Consider the following 22,458-nt stretch of genomic DNA (forward strand, 5'->3'; position numbering starts at 1 on the left):
TGCGTGCCGTCGAAGATGGCGTACATGCCTTCCGGCTGGTCTCCCCTGGCGACGCCGTTGGTGTTGTTGTTGCGGTAGCCGGTGCCGGGGGCCACGTAGACGCCGTACGCCTTGTGGCCGTTGACCGTGGTCGGCGCCGCGGTCGCGTTCGCGAGGTTGTCGTATCCGCCCGGGGCCGGGCCCGGGAACCCGCCGGGAGGCGCCTGGATGAGGTGGTTGCCGCGTCCTGACTGGTCGTAGATGACGGTGATGAGGCAGGTCGTGCCGGCGCAGAACGAATCCTGCGTGGCGGCGTTGGCGGACCCGCCCGCGCTCAGCACGCCGATGTTCTGGGTGGCGTTGTCCGAGGAGCGGCGTACCTGGTAGAGCGAGCCGTTGTAGGCGGCGTACAGGGCGCGGGTCGTGCTGTGCGCCGCCACGCACGGCGTGCCGCCCGCGGCGTAGATGTCGCACGGCTGGTTCGACGACGGCGGCGGCGTGACGGTGGGGGTGGGAGTGGGGGTGGAGACGCCGCCGGTGCAGGTGACGCCGTTGAGGGCGAAGCTCGACGGCACCGGGTTGGAGCCGCTGTACGCCCCGTTGAACCCGAAGCCGGTGCTGCCGCCGCTGGGGATGCCGGCGTTGTAGCTGACGTTGGACACCGTGACCTGGGAGCCGGACTGGGTGTAGGTGCCGTTCCACAGCTGGGTGATGGTCTGTCCGGCGGGGAACGCCCAGGTCAGCTTCCAGCCGTTGATCGGGTCACCCAGATTGTTAACGCTAACATTTGCGCCGAAGCCTCCGGGCCACTGGTTGGTCACCGTGTAGGTGACCTGGCAACCGGCTGCGACGGCCGACGCGACGTGCGTTCCGGCCAAACCAACACCGGCCGTCAACAGCGCGGCGACGGCCGCGGCCGACAGTTTCCACCGTCGGCGGAAAGAGCTGACATGTCGCACTGGTGTTTTCCCATTCTCCGAGATGTGGTCGAGCCGACGGTCCTCGGCGGGGAGCGATTAGTCAACGAGCCCGGCTCCCCTCAATTCCGGATCCCCGCTGACCTGGGGCTCAGTAACTCGAGGAACCGGTCGGAGGAGAAACTTTCATCCGTTTCTTCGGCAACGATCGGTAGATCGCTCGGGGCTGCTGTGACGGATGCGCTCAAACACAAAAATCGTGATTACATATGACGCTTGGGCTTTGACGTGCTATTTGCGATTAACGAGGTAACTGAGAATATCTGTATGGGTATGTCCGGTTCCATCTGAGTGTCCGCTGAAACGGCGGATGCCAGGTTCCGGACCGATCTATCCATGAACGGAAACGAGACACGTGAACACCAACAGTCGGCGGACGCAAGGGCGGCTCGCAGCACTAGCTATCACCGGCGCGGTCGCCGGTGTCATGCTCCTTCCACTGGGCCAGGGGGTGGCCTCCGCGAGCGCGGCCGGCGGCCCGCCGGCACCGCGTAAGGTGACCCGCGTGGTGCAGCAGGCCGCGCCGAGGGTCGTCAGCCACGAGAAGCCCGTCTTCATTCCTCGGTTCATCCGGCAGGGGCGCGAGCGCGTCTTCGTCGACGTGGAGAACCGCAACCGCAACCTCAACAGGCACGAGCGCCGGCGCGAGCACCGCCACCACGATCACCAGGACAACCACAAGAACGATGGCACCTGGACCGACAACTCCGTCACCGAGACCCCGGAGTGGTCGGAAGACACCTCGGCGGAGTGAGGGGTCCTTCCGCTGACACCGCGGCCGGCGCCAGGTGGGAATCGTTCGCGCCTGCTCGGTGACGGTGGACGATATCGGCGTCGAGGAACAATGGAGCGGTTTATTCCATTGTTCCCGACGCCGAACTCGGCGTTAGGCTTCGGTCGTATGGATGTGATCTCTCCTCCCAAGCTGAACGCAGGCGACGTCGTACGAGTGGTGGCACCGGCCATGTCCCGCGCGATGGTCATGGAGCACGATCACACCGACCTCATCAGGTCCCGGTTCGCCGAGCTCGGCCTGACGCTCTCCTACGGCACCCATGTCGATGAGCGGGACGCGTTCGACTCGTCCAGCGTCGCCTCGCGGATCGCCGATCTGCACGAGGCCTTCGCGGACCCGTCGGTGGCGGCGATCCTGACGGTCATCGGCGGCTTCAACTGCAACGAACTCCTGCCGTACCTGGACTGGGAGCTGATCCGCGCCAACCCGAAGATCTTGTGCGGCTACTCCGACATCACCGCCCTGCAGAACGCCATCCTCGCCCGCGCCGGGCTGGTCACCTACTCCGGTCCGCACTGGTCGACGTTCGGGATGCGGGATCACTTCGAGGAGACCCTGCGCTGGTTCACCTCGGTCATGTTCGACACCGCTCCGGTCGTCCTGACCCCGGCGGCGCGGTGGAGCGACGATCTCTGGTTCCTCGACCAGGACAAGCGCGCACCGATCCCCAACGAGGGATGGTGGCCGCTGCGGCCCGGCACCGCCGAGGGACGCATCGTCGGCGGCAATCTGTGCACACTGAACCTGCTGGCGGGCACCCCGTACATGCCATCCCTCGACGGCGCGATCCTGATCGTCGAGGACGACTTCGAGTCGCACCCGGCGAAGTTCGCCCGTGACCTGACCTCACTGCTGCAGCTTCCCGACGCCCCGAAGATCCGAGGACTGGCGATCGGACGGTTCCAGAACGCCAGCCGCATGTCCCGGCCGCTGCTGGAACAGATCATCGCCACCCAACCGGTGCTGAGCCGCGTCCCCGTCCTGGCCAACATCGACGTCGGCCACACCAACCCCCTGGCCACCTTCCCGATCGGCGGCCAGGCCCGGCTCGCCGTCACCGACACCGAGTCGGACCTGACGCTGCTCCGCCACTGACGCCCGGATCAATGTGCGGGGCGGAGGGCGAAGACGGCCAGCGCGGCGGCGATCAGGAAACCGAGGCCGCCGACTGCGACGTCGGCGTGCAGGCCCGCCACGAGACCGCCGCCCGCGACCAGCGTGCCGACCAGCGCCACCCCGATCGCGCTGCCGGTCTGACGGGCGGCGTTGAACACCGCGGAGGCCGCCCCGCCGAGCTCGGGCGGCGCCGCCTCCATGATCGCCGCGGTGGCGGCCGGCATCGTGAAACCGGTCCCGAAGCCGGTGAGCATCAGCGGTACGACCAGCGCCCAGTAGCTCGTGCCGGCGTCGGCCGGCAGCCAGCTCAGCAGCCCGATGCCGCCGATGATCAGCCCGTACGCCATCGGCGGGCGCGGCCCGGTGCGCGCGGCGACCCAGCCGCTCAGCGGCGAGGCGATCGGCGGCATCAGGGCCATCGGCAGCATCGCCAGCCCGGTCGCCATCGCGTCGAGGTGGCGTACCTGCTGGAAGTACAGCGGCACGACGAACAGCAGGCCGTAGAAGCCGAGGTTGAGCAGCACGCCGATGGCGGCCGAAGCGGAGAAGCGGCGGCTCGCGAACAGCTCCAGCGGCAGCATCGGCGCGCTGGCCCGGCGTTCGAGCAGCAGGAACGCCGGCAGCGCGAGCACGAACAGAGCCAGCCCGCCCAGCACCACCGGCGAGGTCCAGCCGCTCGCCCCGGCCTCGATCAACGCCGCGGTCAGCCCGGCCAGGCACAACGCCCCGGCCACCTGCGCCGGCACGTCCAGCCCCCTGCGCCCCGTACCCCGCCCTGCCCGGCCGGGGACGTGCCGGACGGTGAGCAGGACGCCGAGCAGGCCGAACGGGATGTTCACGAAGAACACCGCCCGCCAGCCGATCGCGGACACCAGCACGCCGCCGAGCACCGGCCCCGTGCAGGCGGCGATCCCCGCGACCATGCCCCACACGCCGAACGCCCGCGCCCGCGCCCCCCGCTCCGGGTACGCGTCACGCAGCAGCGCCAGCGAGGCCGGCACCATGGCCGCGGCACCGGCGCCCTGCACCAGCCGGGCCCCGATCAGCGCACCGGCCGACGTCGCCAGCCCGCACCAGGCCGAGGCCACGGTGAACACCGCCAGCCCGGCCAGGAAAACCGGCTTCCCGCCGAGCCGGTCGTTGAGCCCGCCACAGAACAGCAGCAGCCCGGCGAACGCCAGCGTGTAGCCGTCGACGACCCACTGCAGCTCGGTCAGCCCGGCGGGCAACCTGGCGCCGATCACCGGGATCGCCACGGTGACCACGGTGACGTCCAGGATGACCAGGAAATATCCGAGACAGAGCGCGATCAGCGGTGACCAGCCCGCGGTCCGCGAGAGGGACGCGGTCGGCTCTCTCGTTGTACGCGTCATGCCTTCAGTCTGGAACGGAACTACTACGGCGAACGCCGAACTGTCGTCGTCCTAGACTGGCCCCATGTGGAAGACCGCCACGGAAGCCGACATCGCGCACGTCGCGGCGGCCATCGGCGATCCGACCCGGACCAAGGTGCTGCGCGCCCTCGCCGACGGCGGCGTGCTGCCCGCCAGCGCGCTGGCCGCCGAGGCCGGGGTGAGCATGTCCACGATCAGCGGCCACCTGACCAAGCTGCGCGAGGCCAAGCTGCTCACCGTCGAGCACGACGGCCGGCACCGCTATTACCGCCTGGCCAGCACCGACGTGGCGCGGGCGCTGGAGGAGCTGGCCAGGATCGCCCGGCCGCTGCCGGTCACGTCGCTGCGGGAGGACGTCCGCAACCAGGCGCTGCTGCGCGCCCGGCTCTGCTACGACCACCTCGCCGGGCGGCTCGGGGTGGTGCTGCTGGCCGCGCTGGTGGACGGCGGCGTGCTCGCCACCGCCGCGAACGGCTACCGGATCACCCCGGCGGGCCTCGGCAGGCTGGGGGAGTTCGGGATCGACGCCGAGGAGTTCTCCCGGCGGCGACCGGCGATCCGCTACTGCGTCGACTGGGGCGAGGGCCGCCACCATCTTGCGGGCGCGCTCGGCGCGGCCATCGCGACCCGGTTGTTCGCGCTGGACTGGCTGCGCCGCGGCCGGGCCCGCCGGGTCGTCCAGCTCACCGACGCGGGCCGCACCGGCCTGTACGAGACCTTCGGCGTCCCTCTCGACTGGGACACCCCGCAAGCCGCACCCCGCTGATCCGGGCCGGTCGGGGTGCCGAGGATCGGGTGCGTACGACGGCGCCGGTCAGGGTCTAGAGTCGTCCACCGTGACCGAAACCCCCTCCTATCTGACCACGACGGCGGAGGCCTACGACGCCGTCGCCGTCCTGTACGCCGAGCTTTTCCATGATGCGCTCGACCGCCAGCCCCTGGACCGCGCGGCGCTCGCCCCGTTCGCGGAGCTCGTGCGAACCGGCGGTGCCGGGACCTCGGTCGCCGAGGTCGGATGCGGCCCCGGGCACATGACGGCGCACCTCCGGGACTTGGGGCTGGACGCCTTCGGCATCGACCTGTCCCCAGTGATGATCAACCTTGCCCGTGAGGCCCACCCTGACCTGCGTTTCGAGGTCGGTTCGATGGACGCCCTCGACCTGGCTGACGGGGAGCTGGGCGGCATCCTGTCCTGGTATTCCATCATCCACACTCCACCGCAGGAACTGCCGCCGTACTTCGCCGAGTTCCGCAGAGTGCTGGCCCCGGGAGGCTACCTCCTGCTCGGCTTCTTCGACTCCGAGGGCGGGCCGGTGATGGAATTCGATCACAAGGTGACGCTTGCCTATCGCTGGCCGATCGACGGCCTCGCCGAACTGGCGCGCGAGGCAGGGTTCGTCGAGGTGGGACGAATGCTGCGCGAGCCCCAAGAAGACGAGCGGCAGTTCCGCCAAGGCCGTCTGCTGATGCGCAGACAGTAGATCCGACAGCCGGTCGGCGGCGCCGGCCACCTCGACTGCCAGAACCGCAGCGCGTGCAGCGCCGCTTCCCGAGAAGCGGCGCTGCCTCGGCTCAGCTGCAGCGCGCGACCCGGCTCACGGAGTACGGCTTGTAGGCGGCGGCGTAGAACTTCTTCTTGCCCTTGGTGTGGGCGTTGACGGTCATGCAGCGGTACTTGGAGGCCTTGTCGCCCACCGAGCCCTTCCTGACGAACATGATCTTGACACTGACCTTGTGGCTGCAGTGGTTGTTGAAGTAGATGGTCGCGGTCGTGTTGCCCTCACCCCAGGAGTAGTTGGCCCACTTGCCCCTGGGCTTGGAGCAACTGACGCTGTCGCGCTCGATCCCGGCTCGGGCCGACGCCGTACCAGCCTTGGTCGCGGTGGAGGCCGCGCTTGCCGGTGCCGAGGACAGCAGCAGAGCGGCCGTGGCGGCGGAGCCGAGGAGAAAGGATACGAGCTTCTTGCGAGTCATGCTTCAACCTCATGAAGGTAAATAGATCTTGACAAACCCACCATACCGGTCGTCCGAATCATGGGTAAAGCAACCCCCTCACCATCCGTAGAACAGCCGGTTACGCAGCGCCGTCCGAAGTCCGAACTGTCTCTTGATAGCATCAAGAGTTGAGGCTATAAAGAGATAGTGCATGAAGAGACGTCGGAGGACACGTTCTTCCGTGAGCTCGGAGGGGCCTGCGCCGAGCTGCGGCAGGCATTCGCCCGGCACGTGGGCATGAGCCCCCACCGCGTACAGCTGCTCGTCCGGCTGTGGCGTGACGGCGAGACCAGCCACAGCGACCTGCGCCGGACCCTGGGCATCGACGGTGCGAGCGTCACCCGGCTGGTCAAGGAGTTCGAGGCCGAAGGGCTGGTCGGTCGCCGCCTGGACCCGGCGGACAACCGCTACACCCTGTCCGCGCTGACCTCCGCCGGCGAGCGCGTCGCGGCCGATCTGGAGCGATCGCACCAGGCGTACCAGGAACGGCTGCTCGACTGCGTCACCCCGCAACAGCAGGAGATCGTGCAGGGCGTTCTGCGCCGCATCCGCGCGAACATGATCGAGCAGGAGAGCCGATGACCGAAGACGTGCGGGCCGCTGCCCGGCGCATGTATGCGGCGTTCAACGCCCACGACCACGCCGCCACGGCGGAGATCTTCACCGCGGACTTCTATAGCCACCCTCTGGACACGACCGGCCCCGAGAGCGTCACCCGGTCGTGGCAACGGTTCCACGAGACCTTCCCGGATGCCCGGGTCGTCGTCGAGGACATGGTCGTCGAAGGGGACACGGCCGCCGTCCGTACGAGTGTGCACGGCATTCCCGGGCGGCAACCACCGACCATGCTGGAGATCTTCCGCGTGCGCGACGGACGGATCGCCGAGCTGTGGGGGCTGTCGTCGCTGCGCCGCGACTCCTGACACAGCGGTTCGGCGCACGGCTGTGGCGCCGAAACCGCGTGACGTCTCTTCCCTGGTCCGATCTCCTGAGACCGGCTCAGGCGGGGAGCACCTTGAAGCGACGGTTGACCAGGCTCGGGTTCTTGGCGCGTACGGCGCGCAGCCGCTCCGCGCCGATGACGGCCGACGCGACCCCGGGGGCCTCGCCCGCCGACGCCACCACCGTGCCCATCGGGTCCACGACCGCGCTCTGCCCGGTGCAGACGGGGCCGGTCTGGCCGCTGGCCAGGACGTACGCGGTGTTCTCGGTCGCGCGGGCGCGGACCAACGTGATCCAGTGGTCCTCCTTGGCGGGCCCGGCGACCCACGCGGCGGGTACGACGAAGGCCTCGGCCCCGGCGTCGACCAGGAACCGGGCCATCTCCGGGAAACGGAGGTCGTAGCAGGTCAGGACGCCGAAAGTGAGGTCGTCCAGGGTGAAGACGAGCGGTTCCGGCGCGTGCGCCTGCACCCGGTCGGACTCGCGGTAGCCGAAGGCGTCGTAGAGGTGCACCTTGCGGTAGACGCCGAGCAGGTCGCCGCCCGCGTCCACGGCGAGCACGGTGTTGCTGGGCTTGCCGTGCTCCCCGGCGGGCGCCTCGGTCATGCCGGCGACGACGGCGATGCCGTGCTTCTTCGCCAGCGCGCCGATGGCGGTCGCGAAGGGCCCGTCGAGGGGCTCCGCGTCGGGGACGATGTCGGCCGTCACGTCCGGGTTGGAGTACATGGCGTTCTCCGGCAGGACGACGAGCCGCGCCCCTTGGGCCGCCGCCTGCTCGATCAGCCCCGTGGCGGCGTCGAGGTTGGCGGACTTGTCGGTGGTGGCGCTGAACTGTCCGACGGTGACGAGCATGCAGGGTCTCCTAGTGGGTGAGTTCGTGGGTCTGGTCGAGCGCGGCCTTGAAACCGGCCATGATGGCGCCGTGCTCCATGGTCAGGACGAGCTGGTCGGCCCCGTTCTCCAGGGCGAACGCCTTCTCCTCCGGCGACCACGCGGGCAGCACCCAGGGTTTGCCCGCGGCGCGGGCCGCGTCCGCCACGATCTTGAGGTCGGCGAAGTCCCCTTCCGAGCGGGAGTAGGCGCCCCGGCCGCGGCGGATGGACAGGTCGCTGGGGCCGATGAAGACGCCGTCGACCGTGTCGAGCGCGAGGATGTCGTCGATCTGCTCGATGGCGCCCGCGTCCTCGATCATCGGGTAGACGCGGGTCTCGCGATCTTGGCGTACGATCCACTCGTCGTCGAACCCGCCGTACCGCGCCGTTCGTCCGCCCGCGAAGCTTCTGTCGCCCCGAGGGGGGAACTTCCCGAAGGCGCAGACGGCGGCCGCGTGCGCGGCGCTCTCGATGTGGGGCACGACGACGGCGGTGGCGCCGAAGTCGAGGGCCTGCTGGATCGGCCCCCGCTCGGGCCCGAGTACCTTGGCCAGCACCTCCAGGCCGAGACCACGGAGGAACGGGATGAAGCGTTCGAGGTCGGCCAGGTCGAAAGAGCCGTGTTCGATATCGAGCACCACCGCGCCGTAGCCCAGGTCGGCCACGATCTCGGCCGCGGCGAAACTCGGACCGGACAGCCAGGCGGCGTATCTCCGCTGCAACGGATACTCCTTCTCACGGTTAATATACGCTGTGTATACACACGAGCGTGGGGGTGGCATGAACTGGGAACCGGACATCGCGTCGGCGGCTACCGCGGGCGAGCGCGCCTACCGATGGACGCGCGAGGCGATTCTCGGCGGCCGGTTTCCCGAGGGATCCTTCCTGGAGGAGAAGCTGGTCTGCGACGAGGCCGGCGTGTCGCGCACTCCCGTCCGTGAGGCGTTCCACCGCCTGGCGGCCGAGAAGTACATCGACCTCCTGCCCAGGCGCGGCGCGCAGGTGCGCAGCGTGACGGCTGCTGAGTTGTTCGAGACGTACGAGATGCGGCTTGTGCTCGAGATCCACGGCTTCCGGATCCTGTGCGACAAGAAGACCGACATCCCGCAGGAGCTGTCGGCGCACCTGGACCTGATGGAGGATCCGGACATGGTGGCGCGGTGCAGGGCGGGCGACCGCGACGCGATCGCCGAGCACGCCAAGATGGACTTCTTCTTCCACTTCGCGTTCGTCAGGGCGACGGGCAACACCGTGCTGACCGACCTGTTCAGCAGCCTCCAGCCACGGCACCAGCGGATCGGGGTCAGCGCCGTGGCGGCGCGCCCCGACCGGCTGGCGGTCATCAACCCCGAGCACCGCACCCTGCTCGCGGCCCTGACTATGCACGACTTCGACACCGCCGAACGCACCCTGCGCAACCATCTGCGGCCCGACGAGCGGGTGGTCTCCCACCTGAGGTGATCACCTGGCGATCGCCCGCCACAGCTCGCGGCGCTCGGCCTGCTCGGCGGGGTCGGGCACCGGCGCCGCCGCGACCAGCCTCCTGGTGTAATCCGTCCGGGGATCGTTCAGCACCTCGCGGGCGGGGCCGTGTTCGACCATCCGCCCCTGCTGCAGCACGGCGACGTCGTGCGAGAGCAGCTCGACCACGCCCAGGTCGTGGCTGATGAACAGGCAGGAGAAACCGAGCCTGTCCTGCAGCTCCCGGAACAACCGCAGCACCGTGGCCTGCACGGAGACGTCCAGCGCCGAGGTGGGCTCATCGGCGATGAGCAGCTCGGGCTCCAGCGCCAGCGCGCGGGCGATCCCGACGCGCTGCCGCTGGCCGCCCGACAGCTCGTGCGGGAACCTGCCGGCCCAGTTCCTGGGCAGCTCGACCTGGTCGAGCAGCTCCAGCACCCGCTCGTGGACGGCGGTGCGGCCCGCGTACCGGTTGATGATCATCGGGGCCGCGATGGAGTCGCCGATCGACCGGCGCGGGTCGAGCGAGGACCCCGGGTCCTGGAAGACCATCGAGTACTTCCTGCGGAACCCGCGCAGCTCCCTGGCGCCGAGCCCGGTCACGTCACGTCCGCAGATCTCGATCGTGCCGGATGTGGCGCGGACCAGCCCGACGATGGCCCGGCCGATCGTGGACTTGCCCGAGCCCGACTCGCCCACCAGGCCGAGGACCTTCCCCTTCCCGATCTCGAAGCTGATGTCGTGCACCGCTTTGAACCCTTTGCGGCCCAGCCGCCCCGGGTACTCGACCTGGAGGCCGGCGACCCGCAGCGTGGCGCCCTCCGGCGTGTCGCCGCCGGACGGCGCCGGCTCGGCCTGGCCGCGCCGGGGCACCGCGGACAGCAGCTTGGTGGTGTACTCATGCCGGGGTTCGGCGAACAACCGGGCGACCGGGGCCTCCTCCACGACCTCGCCCTGCTTCATCACCACCACCCGGTCGGCCAGGTCGGCGACCACGCCCATGTCATGGGTGATGACCACGACCGCCGAGCCGAGGTCCTTCTGCAGGCGGCGCAGCAGCTCCAGGATCTCCGCCTGCACCGTGACGTCGAGGGCCGTGGTCGGCTCGTCGGCGATGATGACCTCGGGCGACCAGGCGATCGCCATCGCGATCATCGCGCGCTGCCGCTGGCCGCCGGAGAGCTGGTGCGGGTAGCTGTCGATCCGCGACTCCGGCTCCGGGATGCCGACCTTCCTCAGCAGCTCCAACGTACGTGAGCGGGCCTCGGCGGCCGGTACGCGCTCGTGGCACTGGATCGCCTCGATGATCTGCTCGCCGATGGTGTAGACCGGGTTCAGCGCGGTCATCGGCTCCTGGAAGATCATCGCGATCCGCTTGCCCCGGATGTCGCGCAGGGCCTCCTCGCCGAGGTCGAGCAGCTCGGTGTCGCCGTACCGGATGCTGCCGCGACGGCGCGCGTTCTTGGCCAGCAGCCCGAGCACCGACATCGAGCTGACGGACTTGCCCGAGCCGGACTCCCCGACGAGCGCCACCACCTCGCCCTTGGCGACCGTGAAGCTGACGTTCTTGACGGCGGGCACCCACGTGCCCGCGATCTGGAAGTCCACCGAGAGCCCCTCGACTGAGAGGATCGGCTCCGCGGGATTCGTGCCGGTTGTCATGCGTCCCTCGAGGTGTTCCGGTCGTATTCCTGTATGTAGGCGGAGCAGAAACCGATCACCCGCTCGATCCAGATCTCGCCCGTCTTCGCGTTGCCGAGACTCACGTCGCCGGTGCAGCCGGTCGCGCTCACCTCGGAGAAGTCCCACAGGACGGTCCCGCGCACGTCGTGCCCCGGGATCGCCGCCTCCGTGTAGCTCGTCGGGGTCCAGCCGCTGCCCGACGCCAGGCCGCCCGAGACGGCCAGCTCGCTCTGGACCTGGTCGGGGAACATCGCGAGCATCGCGGAGTGCTCGGGCTCCGCGCCGTGCCCGTACGCCTTGGCCGGGTCGTCGTAGACGTCCCGCATGAGCGCGTAGCCGAGCTGCCACGGGTACAGGTGGCCGACGAGAACGCCCAGGTCATGACGTGCCTGGAGGCCGGCGTCGATGGCGGGCCCGACGTTGCCGCCGTTGTTGTTGATGATGATCACGCGACGGAAGCCGGACTGCACCAGAGCCTCGATGATCTCGTACGTGACGGCGCGCAGCGTCGCCTGGCTCAGCGAGAGGTTGCCGTTGAAACCGCGGAAGACCCCGGAGTGCCCGTAGTGGAGGGCGGGTGCGACATAGCACCCGTTCTCCTTCGCCAGCTTGTCGGCCACCCATTCCGCCACGATGGAGTCCTCGTGGATCGGCAGGTGCGGGCCGTGCTGCTCGACCGCGCCGATCGGCAGCAGGATGATCGGGTCCCGTTCCGCCAGCTCCTTGACCTGGGTCCAGGACAGCTCGCCGAGCCTGTGGGTGGAAGGGAGGGTCATGAATGCGTTCCTTTCAGTTGGTGCCACGGCGCCGCGGGTCGAGCAGGTCGCGGATGCCGTCCCCGAACACGTTGAGCGCGAGGACGACGAGGATGATGAGCACGGACGGATAGAGCAGCAGCGTCGGCTGGACCTCCAGGAAGTCGCGGCCCGAGCCGACCATGGTCCCGAGCGAGGGCAGCGGTGGCTGCGCGCCGAGGCCGAGGAAGCTCAGTCCGGCCTCCATCTGGATGGCGAAGCTCACCGACAGGCTCAGCTGGACGATGATGGGCGCCGCCACGTTCGGCAGGATCGTCCCGACGAGGATTCCCGCGGGCCGCGCGCCCATGATCTTCGAGGCTTCGACGTACTCCAGGTTCCGGATGGCCAGAACCTGGGTGTAGACGATCCTGGTGAACCTCGGGATGTACAGGACGCCGATCACCAGGACGACGTTCACCAGGGCCGGGCCCATGATCGCCACCACCGCGATGGCCAGCACGATCGGGGGGAAGCTCAGCAGGACGTCGATGCCGCGCATGATGATCGTCGAAGCCCAGCGGCCGACGTACCCGGCCACGAGCCCGAGCGCGACCCCGATGACCGCCGCCACCAGCACCGCCGACAGCGCCACCCCGAGCGACACCTGGAGCCCGACCAGCAGGCGCGACAGGACGTCGCGCCCGAAGTCGTCGATGCCGAGCACGGAGGCCGAGGTCAACGGCTTGCCGACGATGTCTCGGTAGTCGTACGGCGCGATCAGCCTGGCGAACAGCGTGACGATCGCGATCAGCAGCAGGAAAGCGCCCGCGACGGACGTCCTGCGGTTGGACAGCATGCGCCGGAGGAAGGTCCTCCCGCCGGCGCTCTCGATCGCAGGCGCGCCTGACAGCACGGTGGCCATGATCAGTTATCCTCCGCCCGGGGGTCGAGTGCCCTGGCGACCAGGTCTCCGACCAGGTTGACCAGGATGACGATGGTGGCCGCGGCGAGGACGACGGCCTGGATGACGGGATAGTCGCGCTGTCCCACGGCGTTCATGAGCAGGGAGCTCATCCCCGGCCACCCGAAGATGGTCTCGACCAGGACCGTGCTCCCGATCAGCGTCGTCAGCTCGACCGTCGTCGCGGAGACGACGGCGAGCAGCGCCGTACGCAGCGCGTGCCGGTTGATGACGTGCTTCTCGACCAGGCCCTTCGCCCGGGCCGTGCGGACGTAGTCGGCGTTGAGCGTCTCCAGCATCGACGCCCTGGTCATCCTCGTCACCACCGCGCACGAGGCCGCCGTCAACGTGGCCACGGGCAGGATGAGGATCTGCAGGTGGGCGAGCGGATCCTCGAACGGCGAGGCGAACCGGCGCGGCGGCAGGATCGGGATGAAGAACGCGAACACCAGCAGCAGCAAGGTGCCGATCACGAACACGGGTAGCGAGATCCCGAAGATCGACCCGGCGACCAGCGCATGGTCGGCCGGCTTGTCGGCGCGCGTGGCGGCGATCCGGCCCAGCGCGATGCCGACCACCAGCGAGATCGCCAGCGCGATGAGGACGAGCTCCAGCGAGTTGCCGATCCGGGACGGCAGGTCCTGCATCACCGGGCGGCCGCTGATCAGCGAGGTGCCGAGGTCGCCCTGGAACAACCGGGTCCAGAACCCGACGAACTGGCTGAAGAACGGCTCTTCGAGGTGCATTGCGGCCCGGGTGGCGGCGACCTGCTCGTCGGTGGCCGCGTCGCCGAGCACCGCCCTGGCCGGATCGCCGGGGATGAGCCGTACGAGGAAGAACACGATGGTCCCGACGAGGAGCAACTGCAGGATCGCCTGGGCGAACCGCTTGGCCAGGAAACGCCTCACGCCGTCTTCTCCATCCAGGTCCGGCGCAGGGCCGTGGCGGTCCAGGCGCCCTTCGGGGGGTGCTCGTAGCCCTTGACGTGGTTGTAGTGGGCCTCGCCCTGCTCGCGGCGGATCGTGTACGTCATCGGGACCAGCTCCAGGGCCCGTTTCTCGACGTCCAGGTAGATCTCGTTGCGCAGGCTCTGGTCGGAGCTCCTGCGTGCCTGGGTCAGCAGCTCGTCGATCTTGTCGTCGGCGAAGTCGAGGTACTTGGCGAAGGCGCCGGTGCTGCCGATGAAGTCGCCGAGCGAGGCGGGATCACCGAACTTCGGCGCCGTCCCCCACGAATGGACGGGGAAGACCTTGGTCGACACGCTGGAGCGGAAGGTCAGCCACTCCTGCTGGGTGAGGTTCACGTTCAGTCCCGCGGCGCGCAGGCCGGGCAGCATCGCCTGCGCCGGCCTGGCGATGACCGAGTACGAGCTGGTGGTCACCACCGGCAGCGTCAGGCCCTCCTGCCCGACCTGTTTGAGCAGGAATCTGGCCTGTTCCGGGTCGTAGGGCATGGAGCCGGCGAGCTGGGGCGCGTACGGGGCGAAGGTCTCCGACATCAGGGCGCCGTCCATCGGCTTGCCGTGCCCCAGCAGCGCGGTGTCCAGGACGGACTGCCTGTTGATCGACATCGCGATGGCCTTGCGGACGCGTACGTCGTCGAAGGGGCGCCGGCTGGTCACGAAGCCCACGAAGCCGAACCCGAAGGTCTTGTCCGAGACGAACCGCAGCCGCGGGTTCTCGGAGATGACGCCGACGTGGGTGGCGGGGACGTAGTCGATCATGTCCACGGTCGCCGTGCGCAGCGCCGTCACGCGGGCGTAGTCGTCGCCCATCGGCTGGAAGACGATCCCGTTGAGGTACGGCAGGCCGTCCTCGAAGTAGTTCTCGAACCGGACGTATGTGGTGTTTACCCCCGGGATGCGCTCCACGAACCGGAACGGTCCGGTGCCCATGACCTGCGTCTTGGTGTTCGCTCCCGACTCGATCCACTTCCTGGAGACGATGTTGGTGGTGGGCGCGGCCAGGGCGAACGGGAAGGCCACGTCGGGCTGCTTGAACCGGAACACCACGGTGGTGGCGTCGGGCGCCTCGACGGAGGCCACCTGGTCGAGCAGCGGGGCCGACGCCGCCGCGGTCGCCTTGTCCATCATGCGGCGGAAGGAGAAGACCACGTCGTCGGCCGTCATCGTGGACCCGTCGTGGAAGCCGACCCCGGGGTGCAGCCTGACCTTGTAGGTCAGCTCGTCGGCCCAGCCGAACTCGCTCGCGAGATCACCGACGATCTCTCCGGCCCCGTTGTACTGGACCAGCCCGTTGTAGGCGAGCTGGCGCAGGTAGTCGGAGGCGCTGCCGCTGGTGAGGTGGGGGTCGAGGTTGGCCGGGTCGGTGGAGAGACCGAAATACAGCACCCCGCCGCGGTTCGGTCCACCGCCACGCTCGCCCGGGCGGATTTCCTGCATCGATAGGGGCAAGGTCTCTGGGCTGCCGCAGGCCGTCAGGGCAGATGCCCCCAGCGTGGCTACGCTTCCGGCGAGAAATCCTCGCCTGCTGATCACTGCCATGACATCTCCGCCTCGTCAGGGCCTGGCGCTGAGTCGTTGGGTTGGGGATCCATCAGGTATTGCGTATGTATACATGGCGTTCACACCAGGGTCAACGGGTTGCAGCCTGGCGGAATTTGAGATACCGGCCAGGACAAAACGCTTGCCGATGACCCGTCGTAGGCTGAATCCCGCACGTAGCGGACAGGAGGCTGAGGTGGCCGAGACGACGGTGGCCGAGGTGATGGCCGAACTGGCCGAACTCGAGGACCCGAAGGCACGCGCGGTGAACGAGAGACACGGTGACGATCACGGTGTGAACCTCGGCAAGCTGCGCGCGCTCGCGAAGCGGCTGAAGACGCAGCAGGAACTCGCATGCCGGCTCTGGAAGACGGATGACACCGCGGCGAGACTGCTGGCGATCCTGATCTGCCGGCCGAAGGCGTTCGAGCGGGACGAGTTGGACGTCATGGTGCGCGAGGCCCGCGCACCCAAGGTGCACGACTGGCTCGTGAACTACGTGGTGAAGAAGAATCCGCACGCCGAAGAGCTGCGCCTGTCCTGGTCCGTCGATCCGGATCCAGCGGTCGCGAGTGCCGGCTGGGCGCTGACCACCGAACGCGTGGCGAAGAAGCCCGAGGTCCTTGACCTCTCAGGGCTGCTCGACGTCATCGAGGCGGAGATGAAGGACGCCCCGGATCGCCTGCAGTGGGCGATGAACCACTGCCTGGCCCAGATCGGGATCGAGCACGCCGACCACCGCACCCGTGCGATCGACATCGGTGAGCGCCTGGAGGTGCTCAAGGACTACCCGACCTCCCCGGGCTGCACGTCTCCGTTCGCGCCCATCTGGATCACCGAGATGGTGCGCCGGCAGCACGATCAGTAGTGGCCTGACGCTTTTCTGCTCTGTACGGCCCGCAGCACGAGCATGAAGCCCAGCAGCGCGCACCAGGCGCCGAGCGTGAACCTGGTGAGCAGGATGACCACGATCAGCAGGACCCTGAAGGTGTGCCCCGTCGGCCCCGGCATCAGGTCCACGAAGTGACCGACGGCCTCCACCGACATCAGCAGGCCGCCGATCCCGCCGAGCACCGCGATGAGGGCGTTCAGCCGCCACAGCAGGAGTGCGGCCGCCGCGGTCACCACGCCCAGCAGGACGGCAGGGACGATCGCGAGCAGCACCTCGGGCAGGTCGTCCTCGGTCTTCAGGACGAGCCCCCAGAACAGGAAGACCAGGGCCAGCGGGATCACGAGCGCCATGCTGATCGCCGAGGCCACACTGTGGCGCCACACCGCCACGCAGAAGGCGGGAACCACCAGGATCAGGCAGCCCATGCTGATCATGATCCAGGCCGGCATGCTCAGGACGTACCTGTGGTGGTCGAGGGCCCGCCCCGCGAGGAGGTCCAGACCCTGGGCGAACAGGGTCAGCGCGAGCAGGGCCATCAAGGCCAGCGTCACCGCGGAGGCGACCAACCGAGGCCGGCTCCCCGGGGCCGGCGATCCCGGGTCGGGCAGGAACAACGTCCCGGACGGCGGAGGCGCGGGGCGGTCCGGCACGGGCGCAGTCTGCGGCATCTGCCCCGTCAGCAGGCCCAGGAGTTCCTCGGCGCTCGGCCGTACCTCCGGGTTCTTGGCCAGGCAGCGCGCGAGCAGCGGCCGCAACCCCTCCGGCACCTCGGACAGATCCGGCTCGGTGGTCAGGATGGCGTGCATCAGGGCGGGCATCGTGTCCCCTTTGAACGCCTGCTGCCCGGTAGCCGCGAACACCATCGTGCTGGCCCAGCTGAACAGGTCCACCGCCGGCCCGACCACCCCGCCCGCGAACTGCTCGGGCGCCATGAACGCGGGCGTCCCCATCACACTGCTGGTGGCGGTCTGATCCAGCGCCCGGGCGATCCCGAAGTCGATCACGACCGGCCCCTCGGGCCCCATGATCACGTTGCTCGGCTTGAAGTCCCGGTGCACGATCCCGGCCCGGTGGACGGCGGCCAGCGCGGTCAAGGTGGTCACCGCCAGCCGTTCCAGCCCGCTGCCGAACCGTACCCCCTCGCCTCTCACCAGCCGTTCCAGCGAGGGCCCGGTGATGAACTCGCTCACGATGTACGGCCGGCCGTCGGCGACCCCGACCTCCAGCACCCGAGCCGTGCAGAACGGCGCCACCCGCCGCGCCGCCTCCGCCTCCCGCAGGAACCGCCGGTGCGTCTCCGCATCCCCCATGTACGCGTGCAGCACCTTCACCGCCACCTTCGCCCCGGCGGCGTCCTCCCCTGAATACACCGACCCCTGCCCACCCCGGCCGAGTACGCCGCTCAGCCGGAAGGCGCTGATCTGGCCCGGATCCGCAGACGAGAGAGGCAGCACGAAATGACCTTAGTGCGCCCTCCATCTCCCCACCACCGCCGTGCAGGTATGCCCGACCCCCATGCCCTCTTGCGGCATGACGCGACACTACGTATCGTGCCGATGTATCAAGTCGATATATCGGGCTGACGGTTCGCCGTAGCCCGGCTGACGCGGGAGCTGCGATGAGGCGGATCGACTACGACACGGAGCAGTACCAGGACTACGCGCGTGGCCGTGCGCTCTCCGAGCAGCAGCTGCGGACATGGATCAGCGCCTTCGAAGCGGTGCTGCCCGAGCGGCGTCCGCTGACGGGGCTGGACGTCGGCTCAGGGACCGGCAGGTACACCCCCGCGCTGGCGCGAACATTCGGGCCGGTGACCGGCGTCGAGCCGTCGGTCCGCATGCGGGAAGTGGCGCAGGCGCAGTCCCGGCATCCCGGGGTGCGGTATCTGGCAGGCTCCGCCGAGGACATACCAGTGCCGTCCGGCAGCGCCGACTACGCTCTCATGTTCCTGTCCTGGCACCACGTCCAGGACAAGCCGCAGGCGGTCCGAGAGCTGGCCAGGGTGCTCAAGCCCACCGGGCGGCTACTGCTGCGCGCGAATTTCAGCGACCACCATCCCAGGCCGTGGTGGCTGGAGCACTTCCCCCGCGGCTTCGAGGCGGACGCCTCGCTGTTTCAGCCGCTGCACGAGGTCATCGCGATGTTCACGTCGGCCGGCTGGCGCGTTGCCGGTTTCGGCACGGTCACCGAGCCGTCCGTCGGCACTCGCGCTGACATGCTCGAACGGCTGCGCCTGCGCACCCTCTCGTTCTTCGCCCAGCTCAGTCCCGACGAGCTGGAGTCCGGCTTCCGCCGCCTGGAGCAGGCCGTCGCCGCCGATCCCGACGCACCGGCGCCCGTATTTTCCGAGCCGCTCCTCACGCTCGAACGCTTCCAGTAGTCCCGACGGCGCCTGCACGACACCGGCCAGGGCGGGCACCGGCTGTGGGCCTCAGCACTCCACGAAGATGCTCTTCCAACCGACGCCCGTCCCCTGCTTCGCGTTGCCCATGGCGGGCAGCGTGAAGTGCACCGGCCCTCTGGTGTTGATCTGGTTGTGCATCCGGCCGGCCTGGCCGGAGCCGTACCACTTGTACGACCCGCGGTAGCGGAGGTTGGTCACGCCGCACTTGTCGATGACCTGCGTCTGGCCGGTGAAGCCCGGCCCCTCGTAAGCCACGTACGTCGAGCCGGCGTCCTCGGCCGTCGAGGCGTTGGCGGCACCGCCCATGATTGCGACCAGGGAGGCAGAGACGGCGCAGACAAGGGCGATTCTCTTGATGCTCTTCACGTCGATTCTCCAGGTGCGTCTTGGGTTATGGGCGAAAGCATTTTTCCTGACGAGAGGAACATATGGATCAACCCTTGATCGTCACTTGCGCCTCACTTACACCACACGTGACAACGGCAACGATCAGGAGTGGACGTCCCCGATCGGCAGGGTCCGGTTCGCTCGCGGCGACCGGTGAAACCCGGTCGAGGGCGCCGTGAAACCGGCACCGCCGAAAGTGAAGCCATGAGCATCACAGAACTCGGACGTACCGAGGGCCGCCCCGTCCTCGGCGGGGGCGCCGATCTGGCCGTACGCGCGCAAGGGCTGGTGAAGACGTTCGGCGAGCACCGCGCCGTCGACGGGATCGACCTGGAGGTACGCCCCGGTGAGATCTTCGGAGTCCTCGGCCCGAACGGCGCCGGCAAGACCACCACGATACGGATGCTGGCCACCCTGCTGACGATCGACGCGGGCCGCGCCGAGATCTTCGGGGTCGACGTGGCCGGCAACCCGCACATGATCCGCCAGTTGGTCGGCGTCACCGGACAATACGCGTCGGTCGACGAGAACCTGACGGCCCGCGAGAACCTCTGGCTCTTCGGCCGCCTGCAGGGCATCGCCGCGCCGCGCGCCCGGCGGATCGCCACCGAACTGCTGGGCCAGTTCGGCCTGGAAGAGGCCGCCGACAAGGCGATCTCACACTTCTCCGGGGGCATGCGCCGGCGCCTCGACCTGGCGGCCAGCCTGATCACCAGGCCACCGCTGATCTTCCTCGACGAGCCGACCACCGGTCTCGATCCGCGCACCCGCGGCCAGATGTGGGACACCATCCGCGGTCTGGTCGCCGACGGCTGCACGGTACTGCTGACCACGCAATATCTGGACGAGGCCGATCAGCTCGCCGATCGTGTCGCCGTCATCGACCACGGCCGCAAAGTCGCGGAGGGTACGCCCGACGAGCTGAAGACCGAGGTCGGCAACTCCACACTCCAGCTGCTGCTCGCCGACCCGGGCGAGGTACCCGCCGCTGTGGAGGTCGTACGGCGCGTCCTCGGCGAGGACCCGGTACTCAGCCCGGAGCAGGGCCGCCTCAACGTCGCCCTCGACCAGGCAGACCTGGCCGCGGACGTACTGATCGCGCTGCGCACCGCCGGGGTGTCGATCTCCTCGGTGAGCGTGGCCAAGCCCAGCCTGGACGAGGTGTTCCTCGCCCTCACCGGTCACGAGACGAATGGGTCCGATGGGGCCGCCACGAAGGAGAACCGATGAGCACCGTGATCGCACCCGCCCGCGAGGCCGTACGGGCCGCCGACCGTGTGGAGGCCGCCCGGCGGCGCGTCTCCATGGGGGAGACGATCGGTCAGACCCTGACGATGGCATGGCGGGCGCTCAAGAAGATGCGCCGCAACCCGGAGCAGTTCTTCGACGTGACGCTGCAGCCCATCCTGTTCACCGCGATGTTCGCCTTCATCTTCGGCGGCGCCATCGCCGGTGACGTGGAGAGCTACCTCCCCCTGATGATCCCCGGCATCCTCGCCCAGACCGTGCTGACGACGTGCATGGCCACGGGCACGCAACTGCGCGAGGACATGGAGAAGGGCGTCTTCGACCGGTTCAAGTCGTTGCCGATCGCCCGGATCGCGCCGCTCGCCGGCCCTATGGTGGCCGACCTGGTGCGCTACACGATCGCGGCCACTCTGACCTTCGGCATGGGCCTGGTGATGGGCTACCGTCCGGGTGGTGGAGCGGGCGGCGTGCTCGCCGCGATCCTGCTGGCGATCTTCACGGGCTGGTCGCTGGCGTGGGTTTTCACCTGGGTCGGCACCATAGCCCGCAGCGCCCAGGCGGTGCAGGGCATCTCCATGATGATCTTGTTCCCGCTGACGTTCCTGTCGAACGCGTTCGTCCCCATCGAGACCCTGCCCGGCTGGCTGGCCGCGTTCGTCCGCTTCAACCCGGTCTCACACCTGGTCACGGCCACCCGCGACCTCGCCAACAGCGGCCTCGTCAGCGGAGAGGTGGCCTGGACGCTGCTGGCGTGCCTGATCGTCATCGCGATCTTCGCGCCGCTGTCGGTACGCAGCTACAAGCGGCACATGTGACGTGCGCCCGTCACGGCCGGAGACCCGCTCGACGAGACTGCGCGCCTCGTCGAGCAGGTCGGAGCCGCGCCGATCGCCGTACTCGGCCCGCAGGGCGGCGATCATCCCGGGTGCGGCCCGCTCCGCGTGCGGTTCGATCCGCTCGAAGGCCATGCTGGGCATGCTGGTGTTGTACGCGAACCGTTCGGCCAGCACCAGCAACCCGATCGCGTCGCGCGGGGCCATGGCTCCGCGCAGCACCCCCCACGCGCCGAGCGCGAAGAGCATCGAGCCGCACAGCGGATAGTCGAGGATCGGGCTGTCCGTGGCCAGCAGGTCGTAGCCCCGGACGGTGGAGAACAGCTCCTCGCCGTACCGGGAGTCTTCCGGCGGCGCGTGGTACGCGTACGCCGTGAGAGTGACCGACTCCGCCATGATCGTCCACGGAGTGACCTCCGCGCGCAGCACCCCGGGCAGACGCAGGTTGTGCGCCCGCTGGACGGCCAGGCGGTATTCCGCGAGCGCGGCGGCCGTCCTGCCGCGGGCGAGGGCGAGCTCGGCCGCGCACAACGAGGCCATCGCCACCCCGCCGAGCACGGTCTCGCTGTCGTTGATCCGGATGATCCCGGCGAGTTCGGTCTCCGCGGCGTCGAGGTCGCCGTCGGCGAGAGCGGAGATCAGCAGCAGCGCGCGGAGCTGAACCTCGTCGTCGGCGGCGCCGATCCGGCTCAGCACCGGGATGGCGGTACGCGCGTGTCCGACCGCCCGCCGTCGGTCGCCGTGCTGCATGACCAGGTGGGCCAGCATGGCGTGCATGATCGCGGCGAACCACGGCCCCTCGTCCTCGCGGACCATCGTCAGGGTGAGCTCGGCGGCCTCGATCGCCCCGGTGACGTCTCCCGTGTTCTCCAGGACTTGGGCGCTCATCTGCGTCGCCGCCCAGACCACGTCACGGTCGGTGCTCCGGGACAGCTCCTCCAGCCGGCGGCGCACGTCGGCGCCGTCGTCCGCGTCGCACGCGAGCAGCACCGTGGCCATCGCCGCCATGCGGTGATCCGTCGCGTCACCGGTGGGCAGCCTACGGAGGAGGTCGCGCATCGGACCGCTGCCGCGGTCGGTGAAGTTCAGGCTGTTCATGAGCGTGATCAGCATGGCGCCCCTGGCCACCTCGACGAGATGCGGCGGCGGCAGCCAGCCGCTGACCACCTGGGCGATCGCGTCCCGGTGAACGAGAATCCGGGAGTGGTCGCCGCGGATCGACCACAGCGCGCCGACGCCGGCCAGCAACTGGACCATCGTGACGGGATCGGGCTCGCC

Annotated in this window: 23 protein-coding genes; 11 read left to right on the forward strand and 12 right to left on the reverse strand. The window is 69.1% G+C overall.

Annotation, left to right across the window (positions count from 1 at the left end):
• Positions 1–857 (reverse strand): arabinofuranosidase catalytic domain-containing protein (locus tag ACIHFD_RS63525; RefSeq protein WP_397375226.1); only part of this gene is annotated, 857 nt, incomplete at its 3' end.
• A gap of 526 nt (positions 858–1,383) precedes the next feature.
• Between ACIHFD_RS63525 and ACIHFD_RS63530 the strand changes: the two genes are divergently transcribed.
• Both ACIHFD_RS63530 and ACIHFD_RS63535 read left to right on the forward strand, forming a co-directional pair.
• Positions 1,384–1,710 carry a hypothetical protein gene (locus ACIHFD_RS63530; RefSeq protein WP_397375227.1) on the forward strand — a complete coding sequence of 109 codons (327 nt, stop codon included), beginning with the start codon at positions 1,384–1,386 and terminating at the stop codon, positions 1,708–1,710.
• A 147-nt stretch (positions 1,711–1,857) separates the two neighbouring features.
• Entirely contained in the window at positions 1,858–2,847 is a 990-nt protein-coding gene (locus ACIHFD_RS63535; RefSeq protein ID WP_397375228.1) for a S66 peptidase family protein, read from the forward strand.
• Positions 2,848–2,855: 8 nt separating this feature from the next.
• On the opposite strand, the gene ACIHFD_RS63540 is transcribed toward ACIHFD_RS63535, so the two are convergent.
• Positions 2,856–4,241, reverse strand: coding sequence for a DHA2 family efflux MFS transporter permease subunit (locus tag ACIHFD_RS63540; protein WP_397375229.1), 1,386 nt, complete (start codon positions 4,239–4,241; stop codon positions 2,856–2,858).
• 64 nt (positions 4,242–4,305) lie between these two features.
• On the opposite strand from ACIHFD_RS63540, the gene ACIHFD_RS63545 reads away from it, so the two are divergent.
• Together ACIHFD_RS63545 and ACIHFD_RS63550 are read left to right on the forward strand one after the other, a co-directional pair.
• A complete protein-coding gene (locus ACIHFD_RS63545) occupies positions 4,306–5,028 on the forward strand; it encodes an ArsR/SmtB family transcription factor (protein WP_397375230.1) in 723 nt (240 codons plus the stop codon).
• Between the two features lie 70 nt (positions 5,029–5,098).
• Positions 5,099–5,743, forward strand: coding sequence for a class I SAM-dependent methyltransferase (locus tag ACIHFD_RS63550; protein WP_350742215.1), 645 nt, complete (start codon positions 5,099–5,101; stop codon positions 5,741–5,743).
• Between the two features lie 91 nt (positions 5,744–5,834).
• Here the strand turns inward: ACIHFD_RS63550 and ACIHFD_RS63555 are convergent, their stop codons facing one another.
• The gene (locus tag ACIHFD_RS63555) at positions 5,835–6,236 is read right to left on the reverse strand and encodes a hypothetical protein (protein ID WP_397375231.1); all 402 of its coding nucleotides are present in this window, start codon (positions 6,234–6,236) and stop codon (positions 5,835–5,837) included.
• A gap of 168 nt (positions 6,237–6,404) precedes the next feature.
• Here ACIHFD_RS63555 and ACIHFD_RS63560 point away from each other — a divergent pair, with 168 nt between their 5' ends.
• Both ACIHFD_RS63560 and ACIHFD_RS63565 read left to right on the forward strand, forming a co-directional pair.
• On the forward strand, positions 6,405–6,839 hold the full coding sequence (locus tag ACIHFD_RS63560) for a MarR family winged helix-turn-helix transcriptional regulator (RefSeq protein WP_397375232.1): 435 nt from the start codon (positions 6,405–6,407) through the stop codon (positions 6,837–6,839).
• Positions 6,836–7,180 (forward strand): ester cyclase, encoded by a 345-nt coding sequence (locus tag ACIHFD_RS63565; RefSeq protein WP_192789116.1) that lies wholly within the window; start codon positions 6,836–6,838, stop codon positions 7,178–7,180. Before ACIHFD_RS63560 ends, ACIHFD_RS63565 begins: the two co-directional genes overlap by 4 nt.
• Positions 7,181–7,256: 76 nt before the next feature.
• Here the strand turns inward: ACIHFD_RS63565 and ACIHFD_RS63570 are convergent, their stop codons facing one another.
• Both ACIHFD_RS63570 and ACIHFD_RS63575 read right to left on the reverse strand, forming a co-directional pair.
• Entirely contained in the window at positions 7,257–8,051 is a 795-nt protein-coding gene (locus ACIHFD_RS63570) for a carbon-nitrogen hydrolase family protein (RefSeq protein WP_397375233.1), read from the reverse strand.
• A gap of 10 nt (positions 8,052–8,061) precedes the next feature.
• Positions 8,062–8,793: an HpcH/HpaI aldolase/citrate lyase family protein gene (locus ACIHFD_RS63575; RefSeq protein ID WP_397375234.1), complete on the reverse strand. Its 732-nt coding sequence runs from the start codon at positions 8,791–8,793 to the stop codon at positions 8,062–8,064.
• Positions 8,794–8,851: 58 nt separating this feature from the next.
• Here ACIHFD_RS63575 and ACIHFD_RS63580 point away from each other — a divergent pair, with 58 nt between their 5' ends.
• On the forward strand, positions 8,852–9,532 hold the full coding sequence (locus ACIHFD_RS63580) for a GntR family transcriptional regulator (RefSeq protein ID WP_397375235.1): 681 nt from the start codon (positions 8,852–8,854) through the stop codon (positions 9,530–9,532).
• Here ACIHFD_RS63580 and ACIHFD_RS63585 read toward each other — a convergent pair whose 3' ends face one another.
• From ACIHFD_RS63585 to ACIHFD_RS63605, 5 genes are read right to left on the reverse strand one after another with little or no spacing between them, the layout of a single operon-like run.
• On the reverse strand, positions 9,533–11,194 hold the full coding sequence (locus ACIHFD_RS63585; RefSeq protein WP_397375236.1) for an ABC transporter ATP-binding protein: 1,662 nt from the start codon (positions 11,192–11,194) through the stop codon (positions 9,533–9,535).
• Positions 11,191–11,991 (reverse strand): creatininase family protein, encoded by an 801-nt coding sequence (locus ACIHFD_RS63590; RefSeq protein ID WP_397375237.1) that lies wholly within the window; start codon positions 11,989–11,991, stop codon positions 11,191–11,193. The genes ACIHFD_RS63585 and ACIHFD_RS63590 overlap by 4 nt, the downstream gene beginning before the upstream one ends.
• Positions 11,992–12,004: 13 nt before the next feature.
• Complete coding sequence (locus tag ACIHFD_RS63595) at positions 12,005–12,874, reverse strand: ABC transporter permease (RefSeq protein WP_397375238.1); 870 nt, start codon at positions 12,872–12,874, stop codon at positions 12,005–12,007.
• A 2-nt stretch (positions 12,875–12,876) separates the two neighbouring features.
• Positions 12,877–13,821 carry an ABC transporter permease gene (locus tag ACIHFD_RS63600; protein ID WP_397375239.1) on the reverse strand — a complete coding sequence of 315 codons (945 nt, stop codon included), beginning with the start codon at positions 13,819–13,821 and terminating at the stop codon, positions 12,877–12,879.
• Positions 13,818–15,314, reverse strand: a complete 1,497-nt coding sequence (locus ACIHFD_RS63605; protein ID WP_397375240.1) for an ABC transporter substrate-binding protein — start codon at positions 15,312–15,314, stop codon at positions 13,818–13,820. The genes ACIHFD_RS63600 and ACIHFD_RS63605 overlap by 4 nt, the downstream gene beginning before the upstream one ends.
• 325 nt (positions 15,315–15,639) lie before the next feature.
• On the opposite strand from ACIHFD_RS63605, the gene ACIHFD_RS63610 reads away from it, so the two are divergent.
• Positions 15,640–16,284 (forward strand): DNA alkylation repair protein, encoded by a 645-nt coding sequence (locus ACIHFD_RS63610; protein WP_397375260.1) that lies wholly within the window; start codon positions 15,640–15,642, stop codon positions 16,282–16,284.
• Here ACIHFD_RS63610 and ACIHFD_RS63615 read toward each other — a convergent pair.
• Positions 16,278–17,762, reverse strand: a complete 1,485-nt coding sequence (locus ACIHFD_RS63615; protein WP_397375241.1) for a serine/threonine-protein kinase — start codon at positions 17,760–17,762, stop codon at positions 16,278–16,280. The two genes, ACIHFD_RS63610 and ACIHFD_RS63615, sit on opposite strands and share 7 nt — an antisense overlap.
• Positions 17,763–17,926: 164 nt before the next feature.
• Between ACIHFD_RS63615 and ACIHFD_RS63620 the strand changes: the two genes are divergently transcribed.
• A complete protein-coding gene (locus ACIHFD_RS63620; RefSeq protein WP_363978522.1) occupies positions 17,927–18,688 on the forward strand; it encodes a class I SAM-dependent methyltransferase in 762 nt (253 codons plus the stop codon).
• Between the two features lie 51 nt (positions 18,689–18,739).
• Here ACIHFD_RS63620 and ACIHFD_RS63625 read toward each other — a convergent pair whose 3' ends face one another.
• On the reverse strand, positions 18,740–19,078 hold the full coding sequence (locus ACIHFD_RS63625) for a MiAMP1 family antimicrobial peptide (RefSeq protein ID WP_350742186.1): 339 nt from the start codon (positions 19,076–19,078) through the stop codon (positions 18,740–18,742).
• A gap of 225 nt (positions 19,079–19,303) precedes the next feature.
• On the opposite strand from ACIHFD_RS63625, the gene ACIHFD_RS63630 reads away from it, so the two are divergent.
• Positions 19,304–20,329, forward strand: a complete 1,026-nt coding sequence (locus tag ACIHFD_RS63630; RefSeq protein WP_397375242.1) for an ATP-binding cassette domain-containing protein — start codon at positions 19,304–19,306, stop codon at positions 20,327–20,329.
• Positions 20,326–21,162 (forward strand): ABC transporter permease, encoded by an 837-nt coding sequence (locus ACIHFD_RS63635; protein ID WP_397375243.1) that lies wholly within the window; start codon positions 20,326–20,328, stop codon positions 21,160–21,162. The genes ACIHFD_RS63630 and ACIHFD_RS63635 overlap by 4 nt, the downstream gene beginning before the upstream one ends.
• Positions 21,163–22,458: the final 1,296 nt, after the last annotated feature.

The organism is Nonomuraea sp. NPDC051941, from assembly GCF_044593615.1.

Coding starts and splice junctions, on each gene's coding strand:
- ACIHFD_RS63595 (WP_397375238.1), bottom strand. CDS start 12,874: ATGGCCACCGTGCTGTCAGGCGCGCCTGCGATCGAGAGCGCCGGCGGG.
- ACIHFD_RS63580 (WP_397375235.1), top strand. CDS start 8,852: ATGAACTGGGAACCGGACATCGCGTCGGCGGCTACCGCGGGCGAGCGC.
- ACIHFD_RS63535 (WP_397375228.1), top strand. CDS start 1,858: ATGGATGTGATCTCTCCTCCCAAGCTGAACGCAGGCGACGTCGTACGA.
- ACIHFD_RS63620 (WP_363978522.1), top strand. CDS start 17,927: ATGAGGCGGATCGACTACGACACGGAGCAGTACCAGGACTACGCGCGT.
- ACIHFD_RS63540 (WP_397375229.1), bottom strand. CDS start 4,241: ATGACGCGTACAACGAGAGAGCCGACCGCGTCCCTCTCGCGGACCGCG.
- ACIHFD_RS63545 (WP_397375230.1), top strand. CDS start 4,306: ATGTGGAAGACCGCCACGGAAGCCGACATCGCGCACGTCGCGGCGGCC.
- ACIHFD_RS63605 (WP_397375240.1), bottom strand. CDS start 15,314: ATGCAGGAAATCCGCCCGGGCGAGCGTGGCGGTGGACCGAACCGCGGC.
- ACIHFD_RS63565 (WP_192789116.1), top strand. CDS start 6,836: ATGACCGAAGACGTGCGGGCCGCTGCCCGGCGCATGTATGCGGCGTTC.
- ACIHFD_RS63530 (WP_397375227.1), top strand. CDS start 1,384: ATGCTCCTTCCACTGGGCCAGGGGGTGGCCTCCGCGAGCGCGGCCGGC.
- ACIHFD_RS63590 (WP_397375237.1), bottom strand. CDS start 11,991: ATGACCCTCCCTTCCACCCACAGGCTCGGCGAGCTGTCCTGGACCCAG.
- ACIHFD_RS63635 (WP_397375243.1), top strand. CDS start 20,326: ATGAGCACCGTGATCGCACCCGCCCGCGAGGCCGTACGGGCCGCCGAC.
- ACIHFD_RS63570 (WP_397375233.1), bottom strand. CDS start 8,051: ATGCTCGTCACCGTCGGACAGTTCAGCGCCACCACCGACAAGTCCGCC.
- ACIHFD_RS63585 (WP_397375236.1), bottom strand. CDS start 11,194: ATGACAACCGGCACGAATCCCGCGGAGCCGATCCTCTCAGTCGAGGGG.
- ACIHFD_RS63610 (WP_397375260.1), top strand. CDS start 15,640: ATGGCCGAACTGGCCGAACTCGAGGACCCGAAGGCACGCGCGGTGAAC.
- ACIHFD_RS63555 (WP_397375231.1), bottom strand. CDS start 6,236: ATGACTCGCAAGAAGCTCGTATCCTTTCTCCTCGGCTCCGCCGCCACG.
- ACIHFD_RS63630 (WP_397375242.1), top strand. CDS start 19,304: ATGAGCATCACAGAACTCGGACGTACCGAGGGCCGCCCCGTCCTCGGC.